This window comes from Mycobacterium toneyamaense, from assembly GCF_055384815.1.
Genome location: NZ_AP040333.1, coordinates 5,665,551 through 5,686,900, shown reverse-complemented (window position 1 = coordinate 5,686,900; position 21,350 = coordinate 5,665,551). Strand labels below are relative to the sequence as shown.

The following is a 21,350-nucleotide window of genomic DNA, read 5'->3' as shown; positions in this document are numbered from 1 at the left end:
CCCTACTCGCCCTTGAATTCCGGCGCGCGCTTCTCGAACATCGCGGTGATGCCTTCGCTCAGGTCCTTCGACGCGATGAACGCCGAGTTCCACGCCGCCACGTACCGCAGGCTGGCCGAAACCCGTTCCGTGCGTTGCTCATCCAGCACATCCTTGACACCGCGCACCGTCAGCGGCGGGTTGGCGGCGATCTCGCGGGCGGTCTCGTGCGCGGCGGCCAGCGACGCGTCGGCGTCGGCGTAGACGTCGTTGACCAGGCCGATCTTCTCGGCGCGGGCAGCGTCGAAGTCCTTGCCGGTCAACGCCAATTCGCGCAGATGTCCGTCGTTGAGGATCAGCGGCAACCGGGCCAGTGAGCCCACGTCGGCGACGATGGCGAGCTTGACCTCACGCACCGAGAACTTGGCGTCGGCGCTCGCGTAGCGGATGTCGACCGCCGAGATCAGATCGACGCCGCCGCCGATGCACCAGCCCTGGATGGAGGCGATGGTGGGGGTCCGGCAGTCGGCGACGGCGGTGATGGCCTGTTGCATGGCCCGCAGCGCGGTGTGGAAGTCGGCGCGTTCCTTGGCCAGCCCACCGGCCAGCAGCGGTGCCAGCAGGCCGCCCATGGCGGGCAGGTCCAGTCCGTAGCTGAAGTTGTTGCCCGACCCGGTGAGCACGATGGCCCGCACGTCGGGGTCGGCGTCCAGGGCGGCGAATGCCACGGGCAGTTCGGCCCAGAAGGCCGGGCCCATGGCGTTGCCCTTGCCGGGGCCGAGCAGTGTCACCTGTGCGACGTGGTCCTTGGTCTCGATAGAAAGCGATTCGAAGCTTCCCGGGGTTTCAGCCATGATCGGCAGGCTAGCCGGTCAACCTGGGCGTAGCGTCTCGTCCATGACGATTCCGTCCGATGTGATCGAGGCCGGTGAGGCCAGTCTGGACGTGCTCGAGCGGGTGTTGGCCGGTCTCGGGCCTGACGATGCGACACGGCAGACACCGTGCACCGAGTTCGATGTGGCGGCCCTCACCGACCACTTGATGAACTCGATCACCGTCATCGGCGGGATCGCCGGCGCGCAGCTGCCCGAGCGGGACGCCAGCGCCCCGATCATCGACCAGGTGAGCGCTGCGGCGCGGCCCGCACTGGCGGCGTGGCGCAGCAGGGGGCTGGAGGGCACCGTCGCGGCGGGGCCGGGTGAGATGCCCGCCGCCATGATCGCCGGCATCCTGCCGCTCGAATTCCTGGTCCATGCCTGGGACTACGCCACCGCCGTCGGCCGCGAAGTGGACGCCCCGGACGACCTGGCCGAGTACGTGCTGGGGTTGACCCGAGCGGCGATCAGCCCCGCGGCGCGCGCGGCCGTCGGGTTCGACGATCCCGTCGAGGTACCGGCCGACGCGAGTGCACTGGATCAGCTGATCGGCTTCACCGGCCGCCGCGCCACCTGATCGCGAAGTCGAGGAACAGGTCGTTCTCGTGCGGCACCGTGACGGTGACGCGCACGCCCTCGCCGCCGTAGGGCCGCACCAGCAGCTTGTTGTCGGCGGCGGCGTCGACGAAGTCGGCGGTGTCTTCCGGGCTCAGGGGCAGCCAGACGAAGTTGGCCTGTGAATCGGGCAGCTCGAAGCCGGCGTCGCGCAGGGCGGCGCTGACCCGGGCCCGCTCGGCCACCACCGCGTCGGTACGCGCCAGCAGTTCGTCGGCGGCGTCCAGGCAGGCGATGGCCGCGGCCTGGCTGACGCTGGTCGCCGTGAACGGCACGTACACCTTGCCCAGGGCCGTGACGATGTCCTCTTGGGCGACGGCGTAGCCGATGCGCAGCCCGGCCAGCCCGTACGCCTTGGAGAAGGTGCGCAGGACGACGACATTCGGGTGCTTGCGCACCAGCGCCAGGCTGTCCGGCAGCAGGCCGTCGCGGATGTACTCCACGTAGGCCTCGTCGAGAACGACGAGAATGTGCGGCGGGACCTTGGCGACGAACTCGGCCAGTTTCACCGGGTCGACGACCGTCGAGGTGGGGTTGTTGGGGTTGCAGACGAAGATCAGTCGCGTGCGGTCGGTGATCGCGGCCAGCATGGCGTCCAGATCATGCGTGTGATCCGCCAGCGGGACGGGCACCGGCGTCGCCCCGGCGGTGCGGACCTGCAGTGGGTAGATCTCGAAGCTGCGCCACGCGAACAGCACCTCATCGCCGACCGAGGCGGTGATCTGGATGAGCTGCTGGCACAGGCTCACCGACCCGCAGCCGACCGAAATCTGGTTGGCCGCGAACCCGACATGGGCCGCCAGCCGTTCCCGCAGCGCGGCGTAGCCGTTGTCCGGGTAGCGGTTGATGTTGTCCATCGCTTTGACGATGGCTTTCCGGACGCTGGGCAGCGGTCCGTCGACCGTCTCGTTGCTGGCGATCTTGATGGCGCCGGGCACTGTGCGGCCGGGGGTGTAGGCAGGCAGGGCGTCCATTTCGGGGCGCAGACGGGCGGTCACCCGGGACAGTCTAGGTGTCTGGCGAATGTGGCCCTGGCGTCGCGCTTTGCCATCGACGGCCTTGACTGTGTACCGTATGCCCTCGGCGGTTCCGGGGTGCAAGAGTCCGGTACCCTCGGATCGTTCAGGAGGCGTGCCAGAGCGGCCGAATGGGACTCACTGCTAATGAGTTGTCCCCCTTACAGGGGACCGGAGGTTCAAATCCTCTCGCCTCCGCCACATAACTGAATAGTTGTACCCATGCGCCCGTAGCTCAACGGATAGAGCATCTGACTACGGATCAGAAGGTTAGGGGTTCGAATCCCTTCGGGCGCACCACAAACAACAGGCCAGAAGCTCACGCTTCTGGCCTGTTGTCGTTGGCGGGTGAGTGCGGTCTCGTCAGCGCACCCTGAGGGCGCCCCTGATTGTCCCCATGACCGCCATTTCGAGTTCCTTGCGGGACGCCGGCCGGCCGATGGTGGTGTGCGTGACGAGCACGCCGAGGACGAGATGAAATATGGCCTGCGCGTCGCCATCTGGATCGCGCGATGAGACGCAGCCGGATCGGCAACCGTGTGCAATGGCCTCCCGCAGCGGCGCGACGAGTTCGTCGGACGGCGTGACGATGAGGCCTGAGCAGAACCAGTCAATCAAGGCCGCCGTGTACGACTGGATGCGTTCCAGCGGGTCCCCTGGTGCTGCCGCCTGACGCAATTGCCCTGCGGCGCTTCGTAGATCATCGTCCACCGCGACCACCGGTGGTCGACGTCGGCGAGTGGGTTCATGCGAGTGGCCTCGCGGGCATCGGTGAGATGCTTTCGCAACGCCGGCGCCCAGAACGGGACGGCGAGAACGGCGTCGCGTCGCCTTCGGTCGGCGGCGATGGCCGCTTGGCCGAGCGGATCGATCACCGGCGACCACAGCACCACGGCTCGCGGCAGCGGCAATCCACTGTCCTTCACCTCGTTGACCAGGCACGCCGCGAGATGGCCGCCGGCCGAATCGCCCGCCACCACCAGGGTGGCGGGGTCGACACCAGCTGCCAGCAGCGCGCGGTAGACGGCGACAGCGTCATCAGCCGCAGCCGGGACCGGATGTTCGGGCAACAGGCAGTAGTCGGGCACGCAGACGCGTAGTCCGCTGGCAGCAGAGATCCGCGCGGCAGTCCCGGCTGCTGCGTGTGCGGAGCCGACGAAATAGCCGCCACCATGCAGGTAGAGCACCACGCCGTCGCGGCCGGCGCCGTCTGCGGTGACCCAGGCGCAACGGACGCCGTTTTCGACGGTCGATTCGACGTCGGTGCCGCGATCGGGCCGAGGAGCGAACTGTTCGACCACGAACCGCAACGCCGCCAGTTGGATGCCGCTGGGTTCGCCGATGACGAACATCGGCCGGAAGAACATGTAGAGCAGACGCTGAACGAACTTGCTGCGACGACTCGGGCGGTGACCAGACATCCCGGCTACCGACGCGGTCCCGCCGGCAGCAACACGGCTTTGACGACATCTCCGCGTTGCGTCGCCGCGATGGCGTCGTTGATCTCGTCGAGCCCGAACGTGGTGATCAAGCGGTCGACGGGTAGCGCACCGCTGCGGTACAGGTCGATGAGCGTCGGGATGAAGCGGCGTGGCACCGCCTGGCCTTCGACGACACCGCAGAGGGTCTGACCCTTGCCGACGAGCTTCGCGAGGTCGACCTGGATGGGGGTGCTCAGGCCCTGCAGGCCGACGACGGCGCAGACGCCGGGCGACGCCAGGCTGGCGATTGCGGCGCGCGCGGATTCCGGTTTGCCGATGCAGTCGACGGCGTAGTCGACGCCGGACCGGACGGCGCTTCTGGCGTAGGCGGGATCGACGGCGTCGGTGGCGCCCAACGACACCGCAAGCTCCCGCCGTTGCGGTTTGGGGTCCACGGCGATGATCCGTTCGCAGCCGGCCACCTTCGCGGCCATGATGGCCGACAGCCCCACCGAGCCCGCGGCGAACACCGCGATCGATGAACCCGGCTCGGGGCGCAGCGCGTTCAGTACCGTGCCCGCGCCGGTCTGGACGCCGCAACCGAGGGGAGCGAGTACGTCGAACGGCACGTCCTTCGGGACGCGTACCACGGTGTGAGCGACGGCGAGAGCGTATGTGGCGAAAGAGGATTGGCCGCAGAAGCGGGCATGCACCGGCGTGGTGCCGATCCGCATGCCACCGCTGCCGTCGAGCCGGGCGCCGGTGAGGTTGAGCATGTTGGACCGCGAGCAGTACGCCATCCGGTCGCGTCTGCAGTTGGTGCACTCGCCGCACCACGCGTAGCTGAGCACGACGTGATCGCCGGGCTGGAGGTCCGTCACATCGGTCCCGACGGCCTCGATGACGCCCGCGCCTTCATGGCCGAGAACCATCGGAAGTTGTTGGGGCTGAGCCATTCCGGCGATCACGAGGTCGCTGTGACAGATGCCGACCGCCTCGATACGCACGAGAACCTCGTCGGGGCGCGGACTTTCGAGCTCGACCTGGGTGACCTCGAACGGTTGGCCCGGTGCGCGCAGGACAGCGGCGTCCGCGGTGCGGGCCGGTTCGCACGAGACGAACTCGGGATTGCGCGGCCGCTCGATGGTGTCCATCCGGGTCAGGTAGAAGTAGCCGGCCCGGCTCTGCCCCGGCGCTTCCATCGCCCCGATGAGGATGGTGTCGGAGATCTTCCGGAAATGATCCGCCATCGGCAGGTCGTGGTAGGTCATCGTGGCGGTTGCGCTGCCGCGGTAGTCCGTCAGCCGCAGGCTCGCGCCCCCGAAGATGGGGTTCACGAAACGGCGTCCCGCGTCGTCGAAGCAGACGATCGGTGCGACGTCATCGGCGGCGCCGAAGGACTTGCCGGCCCATTTGATCGCCTCCAGCTGCGCTTCGGCGGGGTGGCCCAGGCCGAACACGCCGCCCGCCCATTCGCCGAGCACATCGTCGACGCCGACGGCGGACGCGTCGTCGTACAGCGCGTCGAGCTGGTCGAGCGTCGGGGCGACGCCGCGGTCGATCAGGTCCTGGAATCGGTCGGTGAGGTTCATCGGCGGCCTTTCTTGGCGTGCTGTGGATGGTGGCCGGTTCGGGCCCGAAGTAGGAACAATGGTGTTCCTGGAACAGCGCTGTGTCAAGATTGAGATATGACGACCGTGACGCGGCCTTTCCGTGGTGTGAAGGCCGATCAGCGCGTGCAGGAACGCCGGAATCGCCTGATCGCGGCGGGCCTGGACGAAGTCGCGGAGGTGGGCGTCGCCGGGTTGCGGATGAACACCGTCTGTCGGCGGGCGCGGCTCAGCCAGCGGTACTTCTACGAGCATTTCGCGAACCGTGACGAGCTGCTCGCCGCCCTGTTCGACGACGTGATGCGGGACGTTTTCACGCAGACGCTGGCGGCCGTGGACGCCTGCGGGCCCGACATCGTCGAGCGGGCGAGCGCCGCGCTGGCCGTGTTCTACGACGTCATCATCAGCGATGTACCCAGGGCGCGGTTGTACGCCGAATCCGCCGGCGTCGCGGCTGTCGCGGCGCGCAAGCGGGTGGCAACCGATCAGTACGTCGCGTTCGTGACCGAGCAGGTGGCCGCCGTCGTCGGCCCCATGGACGACCGGACGACCGGCCGTCTGGCGATGGCGACGCGGGTACTCGTCGGCGGCCAGGTGGATGCCGCGGTCGCGCTCGCTGCCGGCGACGTCGTCATTTCCCGCGCGGACTACATCGCGCTGTGCGCGCGCATGCTCAGCGACGCCATCGCGGCCGCGGCGGGCTGACTCAGCGCGCCCGCTTGGTGGGGGCGTAGGTCTCCAGATAGGCGGTACTCATCCGTCGCACTTCATCGATGACGACCTCGTCGCCGGTCGGCGACTGTCGGAAGGCGACGTCGAGAAGTCGGTTGCCGGCTTCGAAGGTCAGCAGTACGACCAGGACCGGTGTGTCCGGATGCAACAGCTCGCGCTCGATGAGGTACCGCCAGAACTGTTCGGCCCACGCTTCGTCGGCAGCGCGGGCGGATTCGCCAACGGCAGACGTGCGTTCGACGAACCACAGCGCGATCAGGCTGCGGTGCTCACGGAAGTAGTCGACCATGGTGTCGATCAGCACGTTGATGGCGCCGCGCAGGGTGCGGGCGCGGCTGCGCTCGAGCGCAGCCGTCAGGATGTCGTCGAGCGCGGCGATATGCCGTTGCACGAGTTCGGCTTCGAGCTGATGACGGTCCGCGAAGTAGTGGTAGACCGACGCGGTCGGGATGCCGGCCAGCTCGCCGACGGCTTTGAGCGTGGCGGCCGCGTAGCCCTGCTCGCTGAGCAGCGTTTCGGCCGCGTCGAGGAGCGCCTGTGTGCGCTCCACGCCGCGGCGCTGAACTGCTGCCGGACGGGACCGTCCGGCGCTTGAAGGCGGGGTGGTGGGCATCTTTCGAGAGCATAGCCGCCTTCATTGACGGCGCCCGGCGCACTACCTAAAGTCGAACACGAATCGAATTCGCCTTTGATGGGAGCAACAATGACAGATCAATACGACGTCGCGGTGATCGGCGGTGGCTTCGCCGGCGTCATCGCGGCGCGCGACCTGAGCCTCAAAGGGCACTCGGTGGTGCTGCTCGAGGCACGCGACCGGGTCGGCGGCCGCACGTGGACCGGTCCCGGCCTGGGCCGGCAGTTGGAGTACGGGGGCACCTATGTGCACTGGACGCAGCCCAACATGTGGCAGGAACTGCAGCGGCACAACATTCCACTCCAGATCCCTGTCGTGCCCACCACGATGTACTGGATTGCCGAAGGCGCAACGCATTCGGCGTTACCCGAGGAGTACGGCGCGGCGCTCGAGCCGCTGATGAATCAGTTCTTCGCCGACGCTCGTGCTGTGTTCCCGCAACCGTTCGAAATCGGCCTCGTTGACACCAGCGCAATCGAGAAAGAGACCATTGCCGACCGGCTCAACGCACTGAATCTGCCGCCCTACGAGCATGACCTGCTCGACGGTGCCATGGCTGCGCTGGTGACGTCCTACGAAGATCACGGTGTCGCCCAGTTCCTTTCGTGCGTGGCGACATACTTCGGCAGTTGGGCGGCGTTCTTCGAGACAGCCGGCACCTGGCCCATCGAGGGCGGCACCAGAAGGCTGCTCGACGCCATCATGGCGGAGTCGACGGCGAAGGTGAGGTTGTCGACTCCGATCGCCGCAGTCGAGGACGACGGTGCCGGCGTCACCGTCACCACGCGAGACGGTCAGCGGATCCGGGCGCGTGCGGCCGTCGTCGCGGTGCCGCTGAACACCTTGGGGGACATCGCCATCACCCCCGAGGTCCCGGCGGCGTCGCGTCGCATGATCGAGGAGAAGAATCCGATCGTGGGCTCCAAAATCTGGGTGCGGGCCAAGGGCGTACTCGAGCCGTTCCAGGCCGTCGCGCCGCTGGGACAGAACCCCATCAACGCCGCACGGGTGGAGTACCACGAAGACGGCGACACGTTCATCATGTGTCTGTGCTCCACGGGCGCCGCGATCGACGCCAACGATCCCGCCGCGGTGCAGCAGGCGTTGCGGGCGTTCATTGCCGACATCGAGGTGCGCGAAACCGCCTGCCATGACTGGGTTACCGACGAATTCTCCAAGGGCGGATTCATGGTGCACCGGCCGGGACACTTCACCGGCGGTGCCGCGCAGCTGCGGGAAGCCCATGGGCGAATCCACTTCGCCGGCAGCGACATTGCCGGGGTCGAGGCCGGCGCCATCGAAGGTGCCATGGACACCGGTGCGCACGCGGCCCGGAGCATCGCTGCCGGACTGGCCGACGGCGCGTACTGACGAAGTGCAGAAACGGCCCGCGGGATGTACCCGCGGGCCGTCACTGTCTGCGAAGTGCTATGCGGTAAAAGCCTTTTCGGCCGGGATTCGCGCGGTGTGATTGTCCAGCGCGCGGTAACCGTAGTAATACACCGTCATCTGCGCCGCCCAGGTGGTCAGCGCCAGGATGTAGAAGACCGTGTGGTGCTGATCGTCGCCCGGGATGCGGTAGAAGTCGTACATTCCGGCAATGGCAGCCGCCGCGATCGTCACGGCGGCGACGGCCATCGCGTTACCTTGTGCGCCGATCCGCCACAGTCGCCAGGCGAAGTAGAACAGGAACAGCGTCGTCAGGGCGTTCATGACCACGTAGAAGATGGCCCCGGCCACGCCGAAATCCGCGGCGAACAACGACATCACGAGTCCGCCGATGACCGCGAGCCCGAACACTCCGATGTCGACGGCGATCGACGGCCGGTACCCGTGCGTGACCTTCATCAGGCCCAGGACGAGGATCACGGTGATGCCGATCGACCGCGAGAAGGCGTCGAGAAAGAACGCCGCGTGGAACATCGGACTGGTTTCGTCGGCGCCGACCAGCCCATACACCAGGAAGTTGGTGCCGGACGACGCGACGATGATCCACTCGAGGCCCAGCAGGTAGTTCTGGTAGTTCCGAATGAACTTGAAGCCGTACGTGAAACCGGCGACGATCATGAAGATGTCGGCGAGTGCGTACAACGCGGTCTTCAGATCCATGACCAGCCCCTCTAGTGCGCGCCGACGGGAAGTTCGGCGCTCGGCGTGCCGACCCGCTTCAGTGCCGAGTAGAACTGCGCCGGTTCGGCCCATTCCTCGGGCGTGAAAACCCCGGCGCGGCTGCCGGATTCGAGTGCCACCACCATGAACGCGGCGCACGCGGTGCCCGTTGCGGCCGCCATGTCGGTGAACAGATAGGTGCCTGGGCCTGCGACCGGCGTGCGGCGGCTGGCGACGGTGGGGATGCCGTCCTTGAGGCCGGTCACCTCGACCTTCAGCCCAGATTTGTACGGAAAGGTGTGGCCCGCTGCAGCTTTGGCGAGGAACGTGAGCAGCTCGAGGCGCGTCGACTCACCCGTGCGCACCAGGTCCCACATTCCCGCCAGGCCGTGGCGCCAGCCGGCGACACTGCCCACTCCGCCGGTGAGCAGGGATTCCAGGAAGTCGATGGCCTTCTCGACGGGTATCTGACCCTTCTGCACGGCCAGGCCGACGCCCCGGACCAGGCCGTTGTAGGGCGCCGGGTCCAGGCCGCCGAAACAACGAATGTTCTTGGCATCGGGGTACTTCCGCGGCAGTGTCACGGGTTCGGGATGGGCCGTCTCGTGCACCAACGTCAGGCCCAGCCCGCCGCCCAGGTCCGTCCACCGGGTCTCCAGCCAGGACTGGTGCATGACCGGTCCGCCGTTCTCCCACGTCATGCAGGGACCCGCGGCGACGCGCAGCATGTGGTCGAGCACCGCGCGACCGATCGAACCACGCTCGTCGCCGACCACCCAATAGACGTCGATGTTCTCGACGGTGTCCAGTTCGGCGGCGGCGTCGGCGGCCAGCACGTTCGTGATGCCGGGCGAGGCGCCGCAGCCGATGTACATCGGAACGCCGGCCGCCTTGGCGGCGTCGCCCAGAGTCAGTGCGTGCAAGGTGCTTTCGATGTCGTCATCGAAATCGAGGTACGGCACCCCGGCGGCCAGGCAGGCTTCCATCACCGGACCGGCGGTGCGGTTGTACGGGCCGGCGCCGAGCACGACGAGTGCCGCGCCGTCGATGGCGGTGCGCAGGCCGTCGCGGTCATACAGATCGAGCCGGGCGGCCGTCGCCAGCCCACTCGGCAGCTTCTTGATCAGCGGCTCGAGCAGTTCTGGCCGGATGTCGTAGAGCGCGAGCTCCCAGTCGCCGGCGGCTACCGCGAACCGTTCGATGGCCAGGCGACACATCTCACCGGCCGCGCCGATGAAGACGACCCGCCGTCGGGTGTTGGCCATGTTCTTCTCCTTCTGATGGGGATCGCCCTGTAATACTCAAAGCCAATATCGAATCGAAATCGAGTTTAGGTTTCGCGCGGATGCACTGTCAATGCCCGCGGTGACGTGCGCTTTCGGCGCTAGGCTGCGGATCATGTCGCCGAAGGCTGCGTCCGCCGAGAGTCTGGCGCGCCGCCGACGCGTCCTCACGGTGGCCGCCAGGATCGGTGCCGTCGTCGCCGCGTTCCTCGGGACGCTGTCGATGCTCGCCGGCGAGGCCGGCATCTGGATCGGTGGCCTCGCCGTCGTGTGCGCCCCGGTCTATCTCGCGATTCCCCGCTTGTACCGGTACGGCGAACTCGTCGCGCCGCTGACCTTCATCGGTATCGCGTACTCCTTGACGACGCTCGTGACCGTTTATGTCGGAAGAGGTTCCGGCCAGCAGCTGTACTTCCTGGTCGCCGCTTCGCTGGTGGTGCTGATCCTGGGGATCGAGCACATCGTGGTGGCATCGGCGGTGGCGGCGGTGGGTGCGGCACTCATCATCGCGCTCCAGTACCTGGTGCCCGCGGACACCGGTGTCCAGCCGCTGTGGGTCACGACTGCCGGATTCCTCATCTCGGTAATTTCCTCATGGGTGCTCGTCCTCGCGACCGTCTGGTACGCACTGCGTGAAATCAGCCGCGCGGAATCGGCTTTGGCTGCCGAATACGAGCGCTCCGAGTCGCTGCTGGCCAACATCTTGCCCTCGAAGATCGCTCAGCGGTTGAAGGATCCGCACCGCGACGTCATCGCTGACAGCTACGACGACGCCTCGGTGCTGTTCGCCGATATCGCCGGATTCACCCAGCGCGCAAGCGATACCACGCCGACCGAGTTGGTCCGGTTCCTCGATGGCCTCTACACCGACCTCGACACCCTGGTGGACCGCCATGGCCTGGAGAAGATCAAGACGAGCGGCGACTCCTACATGATCGTCAGCGGGGTTCCCGAGCCGCGGCCCGACCATCTGGAGGCGCTGGCCGATCTGGCTCTCGACATGGTCGGCGCGGTGGCCGAGCTGACGGACCCCAACGGGCGGCGGGTGCCACTGCGCATCGGACTGGCGGCCGGACCGGTGGTCGCGGGTGTGGTGGGCGCACGCAAGTTCTTCTACGACGTGTGGGGCGACGCGGTCAACGTCGCCGCCCGCATGGAAACCACCGATGTCGAGGGTCGAATCCAGGTGCCGCACAACGTCTATGAGCGGCTCAAGGACGCATTCGTGCTGGAGGAGCGGGGTGCCGTCGAGGTCAAGGGGAAGGGGGTCATGCGGACCTGGTACCTGATGGGGCGAATGTCGTCAGGTACGCGGTGAGCATGCGCCGACCCTCGTCCATGGTGGCGTCATCGCCCTTGGGGGAGCGCTGGAACGCCACGTCGAAGAGCCGATCACCGACCTCGAACATCAACTGGACGGCGAACAACGGGGTCGCTGCGGTGATGAGTTCGTGCTCGATGAGGAAGTGCCACAGCTTGTCTGCCCAGGATTCGTCGAACAACCCACCCAGCTCGGACAGTGTCGCGCTGCGGCCCGCGAACCACAGCTGCACGAATCCGGGATTCTCCCGGAAGTAGGCGAGCAGTGGGTCGATCATCGCGTCGACGCCGTCGCGCAGCGTCCGGATCTTGTTGCCGTACAGCGATGCCGCGAAGCGCTCGTCGATGACCGGGATGTGGCGCCGCACGAGCTCGGCCTCGACCTGCCTCCGGTCCGCGAAGTAGTGGTAGAGCGATGCCGTCGGGATGCCGGCATGCTCGCCGATCGCCTTGAGAGTTGCTGCGGCATAACCTTGTTCGGCGAGGATCGTCTCGGCGGAATCGAGGATCGCCTGGGTGCGTTCGATGCCGCGGCGCTGCACCGCGGTGCGAACAGCCGGCTGGCTCACCGACGAAGACTCGATCACGGATCGAGATTCTATCAGCGGCCTATGCGGCGGCCCGCTCCAATTCGTCGAGCGCCTCGCGGGAGTAGACCGCCAGGCGCTGCAGATGCGGCATGGTGTCTCGGCAGCCGACGAAGCCGAGGATGACCTTGTCGGTGTAGCCGACCAGGGTGATGTTCAGTCCGTAGCCGTCGCACAGGAAAGAGACCGGAGCGATCAATTCCAGCTGTGCGCCACCGAGGTACAGCGGTTCTCTGGTCAGGACCACGTTGGACACCGTGAGGTTGAACAACGGCGGAATCTTGGTCAGCGCACCGGTTTTCTGCCCGATCGTCAGTGGCAGCAACCCCATCAACGTGTAGTGGTTCAGGGCATTCGGTGACATCGCGAGCAGTTCCTTCTTACCGCGCGTGGTCGAGGCGTTGATCACCGCCAGCCGCTGCAACGGGTCCGATTCTGTTGTCGCCAAAGGGCAGACGAAGCCCGCGGCCGCATTCAAGGTGTCCTCGTCGCGCTCCCAGCCCACCGGCACCGAGGCGGTCAGCGTCTGCTCGGGCAGCTCGCCCTGCTCGTCGAGGTAGCGGCGCAGCGCCGCGCCACACACGGCGAGTGTCACGTCGTTGACGGTTGTCTCGGTGGCCTTGGCGATGGCCTTGAGGCGGCCCAGTTCGAGCACCTCGACCGCGAGCCGGCGCTGCGGCGTGAGGGTGGCGTTGAACGGCGCGCGCGGCGTGCCCAGCGTGGCGCCGACGTGGCTGTTGTCGCCGCCGATCATGCCGACCAGGCTCTTCACCAACTCGGCAGAACCCGCGACGCCGTCCGTCGTCCGGTTCCACAGCTCGTAGGCGACCGACGCGACCCGGTTGCGGTCGGGCACCTCGGCCTTCGGTCCGGCCTCGGACAGCGGCACGTAGCGGTCCGGCTCGGTGCTCAACCACTTCTTGATGGTGTTGATCGCGCCCATGCCGTCCACCGCACAGTGGTGGGCCTTGAAGTACATGGCGAAGCGACCGTCGGACAGGCCCTCGATGAAGTGTGCTTCCCACAGTGGCCGGCGCATGTCGAGCGGGTGCGCGTGCAGCCGGGCGACCAGGGTGCCCAGATCGGCCTCGCTTCCGGGGTACGGCAGCGCTGACAGCCGGACGTGGTACTCCGGGTCCGGGCGGACCTCGCGCCACTCGGGCAGCAGGCCGTCGACGACGGCGCTGTCGAACGGGAACGGCAGGAACGACAGTTCGGCGAATGCGTTGTACAGGGTGCGGACGTAGTCCGGCCCGGCGCCGTCGGGCAGCCGGAACGTCAGCAGGGCGCCGATGTGCATGGGCGTCCGGTCGGACTCCATCCGGTAGAACATCGTGTCGACAGCACTCAGCAACCGCATGGCAGCACTATGTCAGGCTCACCAGCTGGAATGCGGCGAAATCCGCGAGCAAGTCCACGCCCGACGCGAATTCCCGGTCCCGGTCGAACCGGGCGAGAAATGGTGCGCACGCAACCACTTCCGGGAGCGCGGAATCTTCCAGTTCGGCCTGCCGGGCAGCGATGTCGGCGGACTTTCCGCTGCCGAAGGTGGGGCCGGCGGACACCTCGCGCAGCAGCATCCCGACGACGGCGGCCACCAGGACACGGGTGAGTCGCACGGCGAGCTCGGGGGCGGCGCCGGCCCGATGCAGGATCGACAGGAGAGCCTCGACGGGCGCGAGTCCGGCGAGCGTCGTCATCTGCCGGGTCAGCACGAGCGTCGCGGCCTCCGGGTGGGCGAGGGTCACGCGCCGGAACTCGTAGGCGAGGGCCCGCAGGTCGGTCCGCAACTCGCCGGTGGGTGCCGGTGGTCGCAGCTGCCCGAGCAGATGTTCGGCGACGGCGTCCAGCAGATCGTCCTTGTCGGCGACATGGTGGTAGAGGCTCTTGGCGTCGACGCCGAGCAGGCGGCTGACGGACCGCATGCTGACCGCGGCGATGCCGTCCTGGTCGATGACGGTCAGCGCCGCTTCCCGGATCGTCGATCGCGTCAGCTGTGCCAGCGCCTTCGGCGGCCGTCCGCGGCGGGGAGTCGGGGTGGCCGCGCTCATGGCCTCATTCTGGCCCAGACCCTTGCGAATTTCCACACCGTGGGATTATCGTCAGATTAATCCCACGGTGTGGAAATACTTTGCAGTTCGAGGAGGACGCCATGACGCACCGCTTCGCCATCCCTTCCGTCGAGGTGTTGCAGGCGCGCGAAAAGCTCGTCCTCGACCACTTCCACGACGAGGTCCGACAGGACTGGGACGACGTGCTGGCCACCTTCCCGCATCCGCACTACGAGATCATCCCGACGCTCACCATCCACGACGGTGACGCCGATGTGCGCGGCTACTATCACGACACCCGCGTCGCGTTTCCCGATCAGGACCACGAGATCATCGCGCTGCGACACAGCGCCGATGCCGTGATCGTCGAATTCTGGCTCCTCGGAACGCATCTCGGCCCGCTCGGCGGCATCCCGGCGACGGGCTCGCGGCACCGCACCCGGATGACGGCCTATTTCGTGTTCGACGAGAACGAGGACCTGGTCGCCGAACGCATCTACTTCGACACGCTGACGATGCTGAAACAGCTTGTGGGAGGCCTGAATCTGCGTGACCCGCGAAACTGGCCCGCCGTCATCCGCGGACTGCGGGGGCTGCTGGCCATGTCCAGCCAACCCGATGCCCGGCTCATCGGGACGGCCCCGGCTGACCTGACATGAGGGTCCACCACCTCAACTGCGGCACCATGCATCCGCGGTTCGTGCCCGACGGATTGGTCTGCCACGTACTCCTTGTCGAAACGCCGGGCGGTCTCGTGCTTGTCGACTCCGGGTTGGGGCTGCGGGATGCCGAGTCGCCGGGCAGTCGCTTCGGCCCGGCCCGCTTCTACGTCCGCCCGGTGTTCGATCCGAACGAAGCCGCCATCAACCAAATTCGCCGCCTCGGGTTCGAGCCCAGCGACGTGCGGCACATCGTCGTGACCCACTTCGATGCCGACCACGTGGGAGGTCTGGCGGACTTCCCTTGGGCGCAGGTTCATCTCACCGATGCCGAGGCATTCGCGGCACTGCATCCGAAGACGCTCGTGGAGAAACAGCGCTACCTGCCGGCCGGTCACGCGCACGGCCCGATCCTGGTCGAGCACTCGCCCGCGGCCTCGGAGTCGTGGCGCGGCTTCCCCGGCGCCAAAGAGTTGGCCGAGATCGCTGACGGCATCGTCTTGATCAGCCTGCCCGGGCATACGCGCGGGCACGCCGCGGTGGCCGTCGACGCGGGGGACCGCTGGATTCTGCATGCCGGCGACAGCTTCTACCATCGTGGCCAGCTCGACGGCAGCAATACCGCGCCGCGGGCCCTGCGTCTGATGGAACGCTCAGTTGCCTTCGACTGGGCGAAGGTGCAGGCCAATCATCAACGGCTGAGCGAACTTTGGGCTTCGGATGAACCTGATATGTCCCTCGTCAACGCCCATGATCCGCAGCTGCTGCGGCAAGCGGTCGGCGGCTAGGCCGGTTGGGCGTCGCGATCGGCGCTTGCTCTCTCGCCTAGCGCGCAGTGACCTAGCCGCCACTTCGCGGCTCGCCCTCTGGCATGCCGGAAAGTTCGGAGCGATAGATCCGTTGCCTTTCGAACGTATGTGGCGCTCCACGGGTTTTCGTGGGCGCCTTTGCGCTGTTCAGGGGCTATTTTAGGTTGTGCGCCTGGGGTTTTGAGCGTGTCGGCGGCGAGTTGAAGGACGCGCACGCGGTGTCCCTCTAGGTTTCGGGGTTACCACACCAACCTCAACCGCCAGGAACGATCCGCGTGCGCGTCAGTACTGCATTTAACCGAATACTTCAGGTCCCCGGAGCCAACGTCACCGATGTCACCATCGGCGACCGCGATATCGAAGTCACCGTCGGCCTTAAAGCCCGCTCGATGCGCTGCCCGTGCGGCAAACGTGTGCGGGCCGGTTATGACCGCCGGCGCCGGCGCTGGCGCCATGTGGATCTGGCCTGCAAGAAACTGTGGCTGGTCTACGACATCCGCCGCACGAACTGCCCACGCTGCGGCATCGTCACCGAGCAGGTGCCGTGGGCTCGTCCCGGTGCCCGATTCACCCGAGACTTCGAAGACACGGTGCTCTGGCTGGCCCAACGCACCGACCGCACCACCGTGGCCACGCTCATGCGGTGCGGCTGGGAATCGGTCACCGCCATCATCAACCGCGGTGTCGACGAACTGCTCGACCAACGACGACTCACAGACCTGTACCGGATCGGCGTCGACGAAATCTGCTACCGCCACCCGCACAAATATCTGACCATCGTCGGCGACCACGACACCGGCACCGTCATCGGAGTCCAGCCCGGACGCAGTGAAGAATCGCTATCGAAATTCTATGAACAACAACCTGATTCGACACTAGAGACGATCACCGCCGTGAGCATGGACGTGAGCAAGGCGTTCCGCGGAGCCACCCGAACCCACCTACCGGAAGCCACCATCTGCTTTGACCCGTTCCACATCATGCAATGGGTCAACCGGGCATTGGACCGGGTCTTCGCCGCCGCCGCCAGCGGACCGGACAAAGTCGCCATGACCTCAGCGCAGTGGCGCCAGACCCGATGGGCGCTGCGCACCGGCGAAAACAAACTCACCGACAACAAACGTGAACTGGTCAACCAGATCGCCCGCGCGAACCGTCACGTCGGCCGGGCCTGGGCCCTCAAAGAACAGCTGCGCGACCTGTATCGACTCCCACACGAACCCGGTGTCGCCCGTCAACGACTCAAAGCCTGGATCACCGCCGCCAAACGCAGCCGTATCCCGTCCTTCATCGAACTCGGCAAACGACTACAGGAACACTTCGACGCCGTCATCGCCGCCGTGGAACTCGGCATCTCCAACGCCCTCCTCGAAGGCATCAACGCCAAAATCCGACTCATCAACGCCCGCGGCTACGGCCACCACTCCGCCCGAACACTGACCTCAATGATCTATCTCTGCCTGGGCGGGCTCCACCCTCAGCTACCCACGAGAAGGTGAGGAGTAGCACGTATGTTCGATACGATGTGTTATGGGAATCGCACCGGATCTCAAAGCTCTCCTCGACCACCTGCGCGGCGTGGTCATTTCCGAAGACATCACCGGGGATGCCGCACTTGGTGTGCTGCGGACGCTACTGACACTGCGTGGCGTGATCGATCATCTGGCAGCGATGCTGACCGGGGTGCTGGATCGCCGCGGGGTGGCGGCGGCGCAGGGCCGGACGTCGCGGGAGTTGTTGATGGCGTTGGGGTGTGCGCCATCGGTGGCCGAGCGCTTTATCCGGGTATCGGGCGCCTTGCCGGCGTTACCCACGCTCACGGCCCATGCCGCCGACGGTGCGATCTCCGGGGAGCATGTCGATGCGATCGTCAAAGGCATCAACCACATCCAAGCCCGCGCACCCGGTGAGGTAGACGAAGAAGCCCGGTTCGCGCAGGTGACCGATCTGCTGGGGCAGTTCTTCTCTGGCGCCACCCCCGCCGACATCGACAAACGCGCGCGGCGTTTGGGGAACCGGCATGCGGCCGCCGAAGGTGGGTTGCCGGCCGCGGAGGACCGGTCGATCAACACCGTCGAGCACCGCGTCACCTCCGATGGTCGGGTGCAGGTGCGCGCGGACTTGGACGTGGAGGTGGGCGCCAAGCTGGTCGCAGCGATCGAGGAACACTCGGCACCGCGGCCCGAACCCGACGGCACCCCCGACACCCGCACGGCGGGCAGGCGGCGGGCGGATGCGTTAGAGGCCGTGTTGGACATCGCCGCCCGCGGCGGGGACGTCGCTTCCGCGCCGCGCACGCAGCTACTGGTGACGGTGCCCGCCGACACTCCAGACCTGGCGGCGTTGGAATTCATCGGGTCGATCAGCACCATGACCCTGGAACGAATCTGCTGCGACACCACCGTCACCACGATCATCGTCGACGGCGAACAGGTACCCCTGGACATGGGCCGGGAGAAACGTTTGTTCCCGGCGCACCTGCGCAAAGCGCTGTATCTGCGGGATCAGTGCTGCATCAAATGCGGCGCACCACCCGGACGCACCCACGCCCACCACATCATCCACTGGACCCACCACGGTGAGACATCACTAGCCAACGGCTGCCTGCTGTGCCCGGCCTGCCACGCCAACGTCCACCACGACGGCTGGGACGTCGTCATGGGCCTGGACAAACACCCCTGGCTCGTCCCACCCGCGGCCGTCGACCCGCAACGAAAACCGATCCCCGCATACAACCGCCGCACCATGCGCCTCGACACAGCCGCATAACACCTAAAGCATTGCGCACCTTGACAACTACACAGTGTTAGCCGGGGTCAAGGTGGCCGGCGTGTACGGACGTAGCGGCCGCTGCCGGACGAATGTCGGCCACCAGAACCAGGGGCCCAGCAGTCGCACCAGACACGGCACGATGAACGACCGCACCACCAGGGTGTCGAGCAGCAGGCCGATGCAGACCGTCGACCCCATCTGGCCGATGGTCCGCAGATCACTGGACAGCATGGCCAGCATGGTGAACGCGAACACCAGGCCCGCGGAGGTCACGACGCCGCCAGTGCTGCCGAGGGCGCGGATGAGGCCGGTGTTCAGGCCGGCGTGGATTTCCTCCTTGAGCCGGGCGACCAGCAGCAGGTTGTAGTCCGAGCCGACGGCCACCAGCACGATGAAGGTCAGCGGCAGGATCAGCCAGTGCAGGGGTAGCCCGATCAGGTGCTGCCAGATCAGCACCGACAGCCCGAACGCGCCGGCGTAGGAGAACGCCACCGTGCCGGGAATCACCAAGGCGGCCACCAGGGATCGCGTGATGATCATCATGATCAGGAAGATCAGGACGAAGGCAGCGATGGCCGCGATCATCAGGTCGTTCTTGGCGTACAGCTGGATGTCCTTGTTGTTGGACCCGGATCCGCCGATGTAGATCTTCGACCCGGCCAGCGACGTCTCCTTGAGCGCGATCTTGATCGCGTCGGGGAACTGTTCGACGTGCTCGATGCCCTCGGGCCCCATCGCGTTGCCCTCGTGGGTGACGATGAAGCGCGCAGCATGCCCATCGGGCGACATCATCAGTGACATACCGATTTTGATGTCGTCGTTGTCGAACGCTTCGCGGGGAATGTAGAAGAAGTCATCACTGCGCGACGCGTCGAAGTCGTTGCCGACGTTGATCATGTCGTCGAAGGTCTGGTCGGTATTCCGGTTCTGAATGTCGGTGGGGCCGTAGTTGTTCACGATGATCGCGAGCAACGCCTGATTGTCGGCGACCGTCTGGCGCAGCAGCGACACCATCTGCGGCATGAGGCTGTCGATCACCTCGAAGGATCCGACGGCCTTGCCGATGTCGGCCGCCAGGTTGTCGACCTTGTCGATCACGTCGAACAGCGACCGGAACGACCAGCACACCGGGATATCGAAACAGTGTGGTTCCCAATAGAAATACGCGCGGAGCGGGCGCATGAAATCGTCGAGGTTGGCGACCGCGTCGCGCATGTCGTTGGTGACCTGCTCCATGTCCTCGAGGGTCAGCACGGTGTTGTGCAGCTCGTCGGCGAGGGTCTGGGTCAGGTCGGCCGTCTTCTTCAGCACCTCGATGCTGTGCGCGGTGATCTTCGCCTGCTTCGCGGTGTTCTCGTTGTTGTGCTGGGTGAACGGCAGCTGCTGACCGTTGCCGCTGCCCTGTGTGGTGAAAAGGTAAGGAATGGAGGCGTGTTCGAGCGCCCGTCCCATGGGGCGGGTGATGCTCTGCACCATCGCCACACCGGGCAGACGGATCAGGGCCTTGGCCACCCGGTCCAGCGAGATGAAGTCGGCCGAGTTGCGCATGTCGTGGTCGGCTTGGACCATCAGCATCTCGCTGAACAGCTTGCTCTTGGGGAAGTGCCGGTCGGCGGCCTGAAATCCCTGGTTGGCCGGGGCATCTGGCGGCTGGTAGGTACGGTCGTCGTAGCTGACGCGGTAGGTGGGCACAAACACCGCGCCGACCGAGACGACCGCGACACTGGCGACGAGGATCGGCTTGGGCCAGCGCACCACGGCGGTGCCGATGCGCCGGTACAGCTTCGCCTTGACTTCCTGTTTCGGGTCGAAGAGCCCGAAGAGGCTGCCGACGCTGAGCAGGGCGGGTCCGATGGTCAGGGCGCCGGCGATGGTGATCAGCATGCTCACCGCGACGGCGGGGCCCATGGTGTGGAAATAGTTCAGCCGAGCGAACGTCAGACACGCGCAGGCGCCGGCGATGGTCAGACCCGAGCCGACGATGACATGCGAAACACCCTTGTAGGCGGTGTAATACGCGTCCTCACGACTTTGTCCGGCCAGGCGGGCCTCGTGATATCGGCCGATGAGGAAGATGCCGTAGTCGGTACCCGCGCCGAGGGTCAGCGAGATGACCATGTTGGTGGCGAACGACGACAGCGGGATGAAGCCGTAGTGCCCGATCGCCGAGATGACGCCCTTGACCGACAACATCAGCAGGATCACGCCGAAGAACGGCACCAGCATCGTGACGACGGAGCGGTAGACCAGCAACAGCATGAAGATGATCAGGAACATCGTCGCGATGGTGATGTTGTTCAGGCTGGAGTTGGCGATCTCGACGGTGTCGGCCGCCAGCGGCGCCGCGCCACTGACGTAAACCTTCAGTCCGGCAGGCGGATTGGAGTCCTTGACGATCTTCCTGACGGCGTCGACCGAGTTGTTGGCCTCCATCTGCCCGATGTCGCCGGCGAGGCGGAGCAGGACGTAGGCGGATTTGCCGTCGAGGCTCTGTGCGCCGGCGGCGGTGATCGGCTTGCCCCACGTGTCCATGACGTACTGCACGTGCGTGGTGTCGGCGTTGAGCGTGCGGACCAGGCCCGCGTAGTAGTCGCGGTCCTGCTCGGTCAGGCCGCGATCGGCTTCCAGCACCAGCATCGTCAGGCTGGTGGAGGTGGACTCGTGGAATTCCTTGCCGATGGCCAGCATGGCCACCTGGGACGGCGCGTAGGTCGGCACCATCGGGCCGGCGAGTTCCTCGGCGACATCTTCGATCTTCGGCACGAAGGTATTGGTGACCACCGCGAGCAGGGCCCAGAAGACGATGATCGGAATCGCCAGCAGGCGAACCATTCTGGGGACGAAGGGGCGCTTGGCCGCGCTGTGCGCCGGGCGGGCG

General features: G+C 66.4%; 20 protein-coding genes and 2 tRNA genes. 10 read left to right on the top strand and 12 right to left on the bottom strand.

Going from position 1 to position 21,350, the window contains the following annotated elements:
• Window positions 1-2: 2 nt before the first annotated feature.
• The gene (locus ACZ5IQ_RS27375; RefSeq protein ID WP_064859386.1) at window positions 3-833 is read right to left on the bottom strand and encodes a crotonase/enoyl-CoA hydratase family protein; all 831 of its coding nucleotides are present in this window, start codon (window positions 831-833) and stop codon (window positions 3-5) included.
• A 43-nt stretch (window positions 834-876) separates the two neighbouring features.
• Between ACZ5IQ_RS27375 and ACZ5IQ_RS27370 the strand changes: the two genes are divergently transcribed.
• On the top strand, window positions 877-1,431 hold the full coding sequence (locus ACZ5IQ_RS27370) for a TIGR03086 family metal-binding protein (RefSeq protein WP_061005027.1): 555 nt from the start codon (window positions 877-879) through the stop codon (window positions 1,429-1,431).
• On the opposite strand, the gene ACZ5IQ_RS27365 is transcribed toward ACZ5IQ_RS27370, so the two are convergent.
• Window positions 1,409-2,467, bottom strand: a complete 1,059-nt coding sequence (locus ACZ5IQ_RS27365; RefSeq protein WP_061005025.1) for a pyridoxal phosphate-dependent aminotransferase — start codon at window positions 2,465-2,467, stop codon at window positions 1,409-1,411. The genes ACZ5IQ_RS27370 and ACZ5IQ_RS27365 overlap by 23 nt on opposite strands.
• A 127-nt stretch (window positions 2,468-2,594) precedes the next feature.
• Between ACZ5IQ_RS27365 and ACZ5IQ_RS27360 the strand changes: the two genes are divergently transcribed.
• Both ACZ5IQ_RS27360 and ACZ5IQ_RS27355 read left to right on the top strand, forming a co-directional pair.
• A tRNA-Ser gene (locus ACZ5IQ_RS27360) sits at window positions 2,595-2,686 on the top strand.
• A gap of 23 nt (window positions 2,687-2,709) precedes the next feature.
• A tRNA-Arg gene (locus ACZ5IQ_RS27355) sits at window positions 2,710-2,785 on the top strand.
• A 63-nt stretch (window positions 2,786-2,848) separates the two neighbouring features.
• Here the strand turns inward: ACZ5IQ_RS27355 and ACZ5IQ_RS27350 are convergent.
• Genes ACZ5IQ_RS27350 through ACZ5IQ_RS27340 form a run of 3 tightly spaced genes read right to left on the bottom strand, consistent with a single transcriptional unit; the run spans window position 2,849 to window position 5,498 of the window.
• Entirely contained in the window at window positions 2,849-3,103 is a 255-nt protein-coding gene (locus ACZ5IQ_RS27350; protein ID WP_406784095.1) for a hypothetical protein, read from the bottom strand.
• The gene (locus ACZ5IQ_RS27345; protein ID WP_406784096.1) at window positions 3,100-3,906 is read right to left on the bottom strand and encodes an alpha/beta hydrolase; all 807 of its coding nucleotides are present in this window, start codon (window positions 3,904-3,906) and stop codon (window positions 3,100-3,102) included. The genes ACZ5IQ_RS27350 and ACZ5IQ_RS27345 overlap by 4 nt, the downstream gene beginning before the upstream one ends.
• Window positions 3,907-3,911: 5 nt before the next feature.
• Window positions 3,912-5,498: an alcohol dehydrogenase catalytic domain-containing protein gene (locus tag ACZ5IQ_RS27340; protein ID WP_406784097.1), complete on the bottom strand. Its 1,587-nt coding sequence runs from the start codon at window positions 5,496-5,498 to the stop codon at window positions 3,912-3,914.
• A 96-nt stretch (window positions 5,499-5,594) separates the two neighbouring features.
• Here ACZ5IQ_RS27340 and ACZ5IQ_RS27335 point away from each other — a divergent pair, with 96 nt between their 5' ends.
• Entirely contained in the window at window positions 5,595-6,221 is a 627-nt protein-coding gene (locus tag ACZ5IQ_RS27335; RefSeq protein ID WP_406784098.1) for a TetR/AcrR family transcriptional regulator, read from the top strand.
• Window position 6,222: 1 nt separating this feature from the next.
• Here the strand turns inward: ACZ5IQ_RS27335 and ACZ5IQ_RS27330 are convergent, their stop codons facing one another.
• Entirely contained in the window at window positions 6,223-6,861 is a 639-nt protein-coding gene (locus tag ACZ5IQ_RS27330) for a TetR/AcrR family transcriptional regulator (RefSeq protein ID WP_406784099.1), read from the bottom strand.
• Between the two features lie 90 nt (window positions 6,862-6,951).
• Between ACZ5IQ_RS27330 and ACZ5IQ_RS27325 the strand changes: the two genes are divergently transcribed.
• Window positions 6,952-8,253 carry a flavin monoamine oxidase family protein gene (locus tag ACZ5IQ_RS27325; protein WP_406784100.1) on the top strand — a complete coding sequence of 434 codons (1,302 nt, stop codon included), beginning with the start codon at window positions 6,952-6,954 and terminating at the stop codon, window positions 8,251-8,253.
• Window positions 8,254-8,310: 57 nt separating this feature from the next.
• Here the strand turns inward: ACZ5IQ_RS27325 and ACZ5IQ_RS27320 are convergent, their stop codons facing one another.
• Both ACZ5IQ_RS27320 and ACZ5IQ_RS27315 read right to left on the bottom strand, forming a co-directional pair.
• Window positions 8,311-8,991, bottom strand: coding sequence for a transporter (locus tag ACZ5IQ_RS27320; protein WP_406784101.1), 681 nt, complete (start codon window positions 8,989-8,991; stop codon window positions 8,311-8,313).
• 11 nt (window positions 8,992-9,002) lie between these two features.
• Complete coding sequence (locus ACZ5IQ_RS27315) at window positions 9,003-10,256, bottom strand: saccharopine dehydrogenase family protein (RefSeq protein WP_406784102.1); 1,254 nt, start codon at window positions 10,254-10,256, stop codon at window positions 9,003-9,005.
• Between the two features lie 133 nt (window positions 10,257-10,389).
• Here ACZ5IQ_RS27315 and ACZ5IQ_RS27310 point away from each other — a divergent pair, with 133 nt between their 5' ends.
• Window positions 10,390-11,592: an adenylate/guanylate cyclase domain-containing protein gene (locus ACZ5IQ_RS27310; protein ID WP_464480540.1), complete on the top strand. Its 1,203-nt coding sequence runs from the start codon at window positions 10,390-10,392 to the stop codon at window positions 11,590-11,592.
• Here the strand turns inward: ACZ5IQ_RS27310 and ACZ5IQ_RS27305 are convergent.
• The 3 genes from ACZ5IQ_RS27305 to ACZ5IQ_RS27295 are packed head-to-tail and all read right to left on the bottom strand — an operon-like array spanning window position 11,543 to window position 14,232.
• Window positions 11,543-12,181 (bottom strand): TetR/AcrR family transcriptional regulator, encoded by a 639-nt coding sequence (locus ACZ5IQ_RS27305; RefSeq protein WP_464480539.1) that lies wholly within the window; start codon window positions 12,179-12,181, stop codon window positions 11,543-11,545. The two genes, ACZ5IQ_RS27310 and ACZ5IQ_RS27305, sit on opposite strands and share 50 nt — an antisense overlap.
• A gap of 22 nt (window positions 12,182-12,203) precedes the next feature.
• Window positions 12,204-13,541 (bottom strand): WS/DGAT/MGAT family O-acyltransferase, encoded by a 1,338-nt coding sequence (locus tag ACZ5IQ_RS27300; RefSeq protein WP_318983950.1) that lies wholly within the window; start codon window positions 13,539-13,541, stop codon window positions 12,204-12,206.
• Window positions 13,542-13,548: 7 nt separating this feature from the next.
• Complete coding sequence (locus tag ACZ5IQ_RS27295; RefSeq protein WP_464480538.1) at window positions 13,549-14,232, bottom strand: TetR/AcrR family transcriptional regulator; 684 nt, start codon at window positions 14,230-14,232, stop codon at window positions 13,549-13,551.
• Window positions 14,233-14,333: 101 nt separating this feature from the next.
• Here ACZ5IQ_RS27295 and ACZ5IQ_RS27290 point away from each other — a divergent pair, with 101 nt between their 5' ends.
• The 4 genes from ACZ5IQ_RS27290 (at window position 14,334) to ACZ5IQ_RS27275 (ending at window position 18,469) form a co-directional block, all read left to right on the top strand.
• Window positions 14,334-14,891: an ester cyclase gene (locus tag ACZ5IQ_RS27290; RefSeq protein WP_464480537.1), complete on the top strand. Its 558-nt coding sequence runs from the start codon at window positions 14,334-14,336 to the stop codon at window positions 14,889-14,891.
• Window positions 14,888-15,679, top strand: a complete 792-nt coding sequence (locus ACZ5IQ_RS27285; RefSeq protein WP_406784107.1) for an MBL fold metallo-hydrolase — start codon at window positions 14,888-14,890, stop codon at window positions 15,677-15,679. The genes ACZ5IQ_RS27290 and ACZ5IQ_RS27285 overlap by 4 nt, the downstream gene beginning before the upstream one ends.
• 296 nt (window positions 15,680-15,975) lie before the next feature.
• The gene (locus tag ACZ5IQ_RS27280) at window positions 15,976-17,199 is read left to right on the top strand and encodes an ISL3 family transposase (RefSeq protein ID WP_212806588.1); all 1,224 of its coding nucleotides are present in this window, start codon (window positions 15,976-15,978) and stop codon (window positions 17,197-17,199) included.
• A gap of 31 nt (window positions 17,200-17,230) precedes the next feature.
• Window positions 17,231-18,469, top strand: coding sequence for an HNH endonuclease (locus ACZ5IQ_RS27275; protein ID WP_406802841.1), 1,239 nt, complete (start codon window positions 17,231-17,233; stop codon window positions 18,467-18,469).
• A 27-nt stretch (window positions 18,470-18,496) separates the two neighbouring features.
• Here the strand turns inward: ACZ5IQ_RS27275 and ACZ5IQ_RS27270 are convergent, their stop codons facing one another.
• On the bottom strand, window positions 18,497-21,304 hold the full coding sequence (locus ACZ5IQ_RS27270) for an MMPL/RND family transporter (protein WP_406774126.1): 2,808 nt from the start codon (window positions 21,302-21,304) through the stop codon (window positions 18,497-18,499).
• Window positions 21,305-21,350 lie beyond the last annotated feature (46 nt).